Raw genomic sequence first — 7,587 nt, 5'->3', positions numbered from 1 at the left:
TTATTAATATTAACCCAACCTGGGGCAGCTTCTTTTGTACTTGAAACTTAAACAAACGATAAAAAGAAGCATAATTGAAATTTTTAATAAGAATTTTGTTCATAAAATTCATTTCTGAATGAAAAAATTGATTGTATCGGTGACACCTGTTCACTTCATTCATTTATAAATTTTTAAAACAATTTGACTTAACCAATTCGTATCTTAGTCTAATTAATCATACACACTATTTTCAGCGCTAAAAAGCTGTGTTATTGTGTATTACGGCCGGCATAAAGAACCATTATGTTGCGCTTAAATCATCCACCAAACAGAAGATTAGAATCAAAATCTAAAGCCATGAACAAACACGCCATTATTGGAGTAACTCCCTTCGAAATCCCTGATAGCAGATTGGTTTCCAATTTACAAAAAGCAGATTGCTTTCCGGTTCTCAGTCTTGGACATTGTAAAAATGAAGCAGAAAAAGCCCTTCAGGCACTCCTGGAAGCAGGCATATCAGATTTCGGTGTAAGTATCAATTCAGCAGCATTAGCAAGCATTGATCTTCCCACACAGGTAAGTTTAATCATTGCACCTTATGATTTTGCGCTAAAACGTAAAACATCGGCAAAAATTATCTATCAGGTTTACGACCTTGAATCTGCATTAGCAGCACAAGAAAACGGAGCCGACGGGATAGTGGTAAAAGGAAATGAAGGTGCTGGCTGTGTGGCATACGAATCTTCTTTTGTACTTTTTCAACGGGTTATTAAAGAAATTACTTCCCTTCCGGTTTGGGTTCAGGGTGGCGTGGGTATCCATACTGCGGCCTCGTTAATGGCGCAGGGCGCAACGGGAATCATTTTAGATAGTCAGCTGGCCTTATTTCCAGAATGTGCGGTACCTGAAGAATTAAAAGTTATTTGCGGCAAATTAAGTGGAACAGAAACCAAACTGATTGATAAAACCCGCGTATTGGTCCGTCCGAATTCGCCGGCAGTAGCAGAAGATATAGATTATAATGACCTTCAAAAATATTTTAAAGGTTACGATCTGGAAACAAACTACCTTCCAATGGGTCAGGATATTGCCTTATCAATTGACCTGGTTAGCAAATATAAAAAGCTCGATAAATTGGTTTTTGGAATAAAAGAAGCCATTTATGGCCATTTAAAACAAGCTAAAGCCATCAATATTATTAAGGCAGACAATTCGTTAGCCAAAGATCTGAACATCACCTATCCTATTGCGCAGGGACCTATGACCAGGGTAAGTGATGTCGCTCCATTTGCTAATGCCGTTTCCGAAGCTGGCGCCTTATCATTTATAGCCTTATCCTTATTAAAAGGAGCATCAGCAAAAAACCTGATCGAAGAAACCAAAAAACTGGCTGGTGAGAAAACCTGGGGTGTAGGTATTTTAGGTTTTGCACCACAGGAACTTAGAGACGAGCAACAAGATTATATATTAAATGCAAAACCTCCTGTTTTGTTAATTGCGGGTGGAAGACCTTCACAAGCTAAACCTTTTGAAAAGGTAGGGATTAAAACCTTCCTTCACGTGCCATCTGCCTCTCTTTTAGATATGTTTTTGAAAGAAGGCGCTAAACGTTTTGTATTCGAAGGTCGCGAATGTGGTGGTCACGTTGGGCCACTATCGAGCATGGTATTGTGGGAAAAACAGATCGAACGTTTGTTAAAGGAAGAAAATCCCGAAAGCATCAGCATTTTCTTCGCAGGTGGTATTCATGATGCTTTTTCAACCGCTTTTATTTCAGTAATGGCTGCTCCTTTGGCTGCCAGGGGAATGAAAATCGGGGTATTAATGGGCACCGCATATTTATATACTAAAGAAGCGGTCAGTACAGGTGCTATTTTAGATAAATTCCAGCAGGAAGCCATGCAGGCAAACGAAACTGTTTTGCTCGAAACTGCACCGGGACACGAAACCAGGTGTTTAAATTCTTCATTTGCCACCTTCTTTAATGAAGAAAAAAAGAAACTTCAGTCCGAAGGAATGGATAAAAAAGAAATCTGGGCCAAACTGGAAACGTTAAATGTTGGCCGTTTACGTATTGCTGCAAAAGGAATCGAAAGACGTGGCGATAAGCTGGTACAAATAAACGAAGCTGAACAAACTGATCTGGGTATGTACATGATCGGTCAGGTTGCGCCCATGCATAAACGTATCATGTCATTACTCGATCTTCACCAGAATGTAGCCGACAATAACTATTCACATATTTTAAACGCTACACTTTCCTCGCCTCCCAAAAATAAGGCAAAAGCATTGGACGTGGCCATTGTAGGTATGGCCTGTATTTTCCCTGGGGCTAAAAACCTCGAAGAATATTGGCGTAATATCATTTTGGGTAAAGATTCGGTAACCGAAGTGCCGGATGAAAGATGGAATAAAGAACTCTATTATAACCCTGATTCTACTGCCGGCGATATGTCGCACTCTAAATGGGGCGGTTTTATCCCAAGGATAGATTTTGATCCCTTAGAATTTGGCATTCCGCCGCAATCGCTCGCGGCCATAGAGCCTACCCAACTGCTTACCTTAATGGTGGCCAAACAGGCGATGCAACACGCTGGTTATGCCGATGGTGGTGTAGACAATGAAAATGTTTCGGTAATTATTGGTGCCGAAGGTGGAAACGACCTCGCCAATAGTTATAGCTTCAGAGGTTTTTACAAACAGGTTTTTGGCGAAATGCCAGCTGAATTGGATGCTGCCTTACCTAAGACCACAGAAGATTCATTCCCGGGTATTTTGGCGAATGTAATTTCGGGCAGGATCACCAACAGGTTAAACCTGGGCGGCAGAAATTATACCGTTGATGCGGCTTGCGCTTCTTCGCTTGCAGCAATCGATCTGGCTTGTCAGGAGTTATTTTTAGAGAAATCAGACATGGTTTTGGCCGGAGGAGCAGATCTGCACAATGGCATTAACGATTACCTGATGTTCTCGAGTACACATGCCCTTTCTAAAAAAGGAAGGTGTGCTACTTTTGATGCTGAAGCAGATGGAATTGCCCTTGGCGAAGGGATTGCCATGATCGTATTAAAAAGATATGACGATGCTTTACGCGATGGCGATACGATTTATTCTATTATTAAAGGTGTCGGCGGCTCAAGTGATGGAAAAAGCCTGGGTTTAACTGCGCCACGTAAAAACGGACAGGTAAATGCTTTAGAAAGGGCTTATAGCCAGGCTGGGATTACACCTTCGTTGATTGGTTTGGTAGAAGCACACGGTACAGGTACCGTAGTTGGTGATAAAACAGAAATCAGCGCATTAACGGATATGCTTAACCAGTCCGGCGCAACTGCAGGACAAACACATTTAGGCTCAGTAAAAACGCAGATTGGCCACACCAAATGTGCCGCCGGCATCGCAGGTTTAATTAAAGCATCGCTATCGGTTTACCATGGCATTAAACCGCCAACCATTAACTTAAAAACACCAAATAGTTTTTACAACGCAAAAACCAGTCCTTTTGCCTTCCATACCGAAGCTGGTTTATGGATGGAAGAAAAACGATATGCCGGTGTAAGTGCATTCGGTTTTGGCGGAACAAACTTCCACGCCGTATTGGAAAGTGCGCAAAACACAGAAAATAAAAATTCGATCTTAAAATCATGGCCTTCTGAACTGTTTGTTTTCAGGGGAGATACTTACGAGGAAGCCAAAAGCCGCGTAATCTCTGTAAAAAACCTTTTAGAACTGAACGATCAGATCGAACTGAAAGATATTGCCTATAGTTTAGCCACAACAGATAACAAACCTGTTCAATTGAGTATCGTTGCCAATCATGCAGAAGACTTAGTGATGAAAATCGACCTGGTGTTATCTGGCGTAGAAAGTAAAGATACTTACCTCACCCAAAAACAGGAAGGTAAAGTCGCTTTTATGTTTCCTGGACAAGGAAGCCAAAGGGTAAATATGGCCCGGGATCTTTTCGTGGTTTTCCCTGAAATGAGAAAACTGCTGAAGGCTTATCCTGAATACGAAAAAGTCCTTTTCCCCAATACCGTATTTAATGATGCGGATCTAAAAGCTCAAAAAGAGCAGATTAAAGATACCCGCATGGCACAACCACTTTTGGGTATTGTTGATCTGGCCATTGCCAACTTCCTGAGATCATTGGGCATTGTGCCTGATATGGTGGCTGGTCACAGCTACGGCGAATTGCCTGCACTTTGTTTTGCAGGTGCTTTTGAAGAGGAAGCATTGGTTCACCTGAGTGCAGAAAGGGCAAAAGCGATCTTAAATGCTGTAGAAAACGGCGATCCGGGTACCATGCTTGCTGTGAGCGCAAAACAGGAAGATCTTGCACAATACCTGGGTGATATTGCAGCTGTTTATCCGGTAAACTTTAATGCGCCAACGCAATGTGTTATTGCCGGCAGCACTCCAGCCATCAGTCAACTGGCCGCCGTGTTAAAAGAGGCTAAAATATCGTTCCGTCCGCTTGAAGTGGCTTGTGCTTTCCACAGCCCATTGGTGGCCAAATCGAAACAGCTTTACCAGGAAGTGCTTTCTGGTGTAAATTTTAATGACCTTAAAATCCCCGTATGGTCTAATACTACGGCAAAAGAATACCCTGTTGAAGCTGCCGCAGTTAAAGAACGTTTAACCGACCATTTGATAAAACCTGTCCTTTTTGTTGATGAACTAAGGGATATGTATGCCGCCGGCGCCAGGGTTTTCGTAGAAGTTGGCCCTGGCAAGGTGCTAAGCGGTTTAACCAAATACTGCATTGGCAAAGACGAAGTGATTTTACACACCGAGGATCAAGGCCAGAATAAACTTAGTCATTTATTAGGCACGTTGGCTGGCTATATGGCTACCGGCCGTGAAATCAAACTCGAAAAATTATTCGAAGGCCGTTCAGTTAAAACCATCAAACTGGATGAACTTGATATCTATAAAAAAAGTCCGGCCATCTGGTACGTGAATGGTCAACACGCTGTTCCATCAACAGGTAAACTTCCGGCAAATGGTGCCTCCCCTATTACTAAACCGATCATCCTTATGAATACTACCGCTACACCAACTGAAAATCAACAGGTTAATGGCTCAGCCAAAGACCTGATGATGCAGGAATACCTGCACAGCATGAAAATGCTGATTCAGGCACAACGCGATGTGATGCTTTCCTTTTTAGGACAAGCTCCCGCAATGCCTTCGCAAATCATTAATCAACCCTTAACCTCATATCAGGTCCCTCAGCCAGTTCGCATTGAAAACCAGATCATAGCAAAACAGGAAGTACCTCAGGCACAAACGATTGAGGTAATTACGCCTGCAATTGAACAAAAAGACTTAAAACTGGTGCTTTTACAAATTGTGAGCGATAAAACAGGCTATCCACAGGAAATGCTGGGCATGGAAATGGACCTTGAAGCCGATTTAAGTATCGATTCCATTAAACGTGTAGAAATTATCGGTGCTTTACGTACCGAACTGGGTGGTTTCTCTCAATTGAACCTGCCGGAAGATAAAATTATGGAGGAGCTTGCCGGTCTTAAAACTTTAAGCAGCCTCATAAACTGGATTACAGAAAATACGGAACAACCAAAAGCGGTTAGCGCAGCTGCTGTAACATCAGCGCCTATCATTCAATCCGAGCAGGCAAAATTTTCAATCGATCAGTTAAAATCAGCCATTCTTGAGGTGGTAAGTGAGAAAACCGGCTATCCAAAAGAAATGCTGGGTATGGATTTAGATCTTGAAGCCGATTTAAGTATCGATTCGATCAAAAGGATGGAAATTATTGCATCGCTTAAAGAAAAAATCGGTTTCGGTTCGCAAAGCGAACAGGCTGATGATTTAATGGAGAAACTGGCCGCAATTAAAACTTTAAATGCCCTGGTTAACTGGATTGCCGATGTTGAAGCAGAAAGCTCGGAGGTGCTTACCGAGGCAAAAAAGCTTATTGAGGAGAGCATCGATGATCAAACGGTTAAAGAAAAATTATCGCGTTTAAGATTTGAGCTAACTCCTGCCGCCCTAACCATTACCGAAGCAGCCATTTTAAAAGGGCAGCGTTTTGCCTTAACCGATGACGGTGGAGGTCAGGCGATCAAAATCAAAAAAGTGCTCGAGAAACATGGTGCCATTGCCGATTTGGTAAGCTTTGAAGACTCACTGGATGGCTATCAGGGCCTCATTATTTTGAACATGTTCGAAGCACAGCAAAAAGTGGGTATTCTCGATCATTTCGCAACGATTAAAAAACTAAATTTTGATACCGTAAAATGGGTGTATCTGATTGCGGACACCAAACAATATTTTAACGACCAATCTGATATTTCTTTCTTAAGAAATTATCAAGGATATTCGGGTTTCTTCAAAAGTTTAGACCGCGAATACGAGCATACCAAATGCCGTTTCATCAGTCTCGAAACCAAAATGTCGCCGGATGAAATCACCAATATTACCTTAAACGAAATCCTGAATCCGGATAAACCTTCGGAGATCATTTACAACGACCATAAAAGGCATATTATGGAATTGGTGCCGCACCAATTGAGCACCGAAACCGATGCGCACATCCATTTGGATAAAGATGCTGTGGTGATGGTTTTAGGGGGCGCACAAGGCATAACGGCCGAACTGATGATTCATTTCGCGAAAGATTATCCATGTAAATATATCCTGGTTGGCCGTTCGGCAAATCCGATTTCCTCGGCAAATGAAGCCAGCGCTTCCTTGAAAACAAAAGACGAGATCAGGCAGTACCTAATTAAACAGGGCGAGATTAAAAAACCTGCCGAAATAGAACAGGAAACCAACAGAATTTATAAAAACAACCAGATTTTACGTTGCATTGCCACTTTAGAAGAAGGTGGATCTACCGTGGTTTACGAATCGTTAGACCTTAAAGATGAAGAAGCACTGACCCGTTTGATCAATCAGGTTTATGAAGATTACGGCCGTATTGATGGCGTGGTACATGGTGCAGGTTTATTGGAAGATAAATTATTCCATAGCAAAACCTCTGAATCATTTGGACGCGTTTTCGATACCAAAGTAACCCCGTTAAGGGTATTGGCTGAGCAATTAAGACCAGAAACACAATTTGTGATCCTGTTCTCGAGCATCGCTTCTGTTTACGGAAACCGTGGGCAAACCGATTATGCGGCAGCAAACAGTGTGATGGATAAATATGCCTGGGCCTTAAAACAAAAAATCCAGGGCAAGGTAATGGCCATTAACTGGGGACCGTGGAAAGGGGTAGGTATGGTTTCGCCAACCTTAGAGAAAGAATACCAGCGCAGGGGAATTGCATTGATTCCACTACAGGATGGAATGGAAACTTTTTTGAACGAACTTAAATATGGTAAAGAAAGCCAGGTATTAATCATGGCTGGAAACACCTGGACATAGAAGGGTCTTCTGTCGATATCAATATAGAACTGTCATCCTGAGCTTGTCGAAGGACCTTTCAAATGTCTTAAAAGGCGTTTCGACGGGCTCAACGTGACAATTTGATTGAATTACAGATGATACAGCCTTATGACGATCGCATTAGTGAAACAGATTAAAAATAGTTGGTACAAATAAAATTAATAGAACTAAGATTAGAAGATCCCC

General features: G+C 42.1%; 1 protein-coding gene. It reads left to right on the top strand.

What is annotated here, in order from left to right:
• The first annotated feature begins 339 nt into the window (after positions 1–339).
• Positions 340–7,380 carry a type I polyketide synthase gene (locus tag AC07YT_RS22875; RefSeq protein WP_086549376.1) on the top strand — a complete coding sequence of 2,347 codons (7,041 nt, stop codon included), beginning with the start codon at positions 340–342 and terminating at the stop codon, positions 7,378–7,380.
• Positions 7,381–7,587: the final 207 nt, after the last annotated feature.

The sequence above is a fragment of the Pedobacter sp. GW460-11-11-14-TSB4 genome, from assembly GCF_059423705.1.
This window is presented reverse-complemented; position numbering and strand designations above follow the sequence as displayed.

What these genes read in the sequence shown, in the direction of transcription:
- AC07YT_RS22875 (WP_086549376.1), top strand. Translation starts at nt 340, where the DNA reads ATGAACAAACACGCCATTATTGGAGTAACTCCCTTCGAAATCCCTGAT.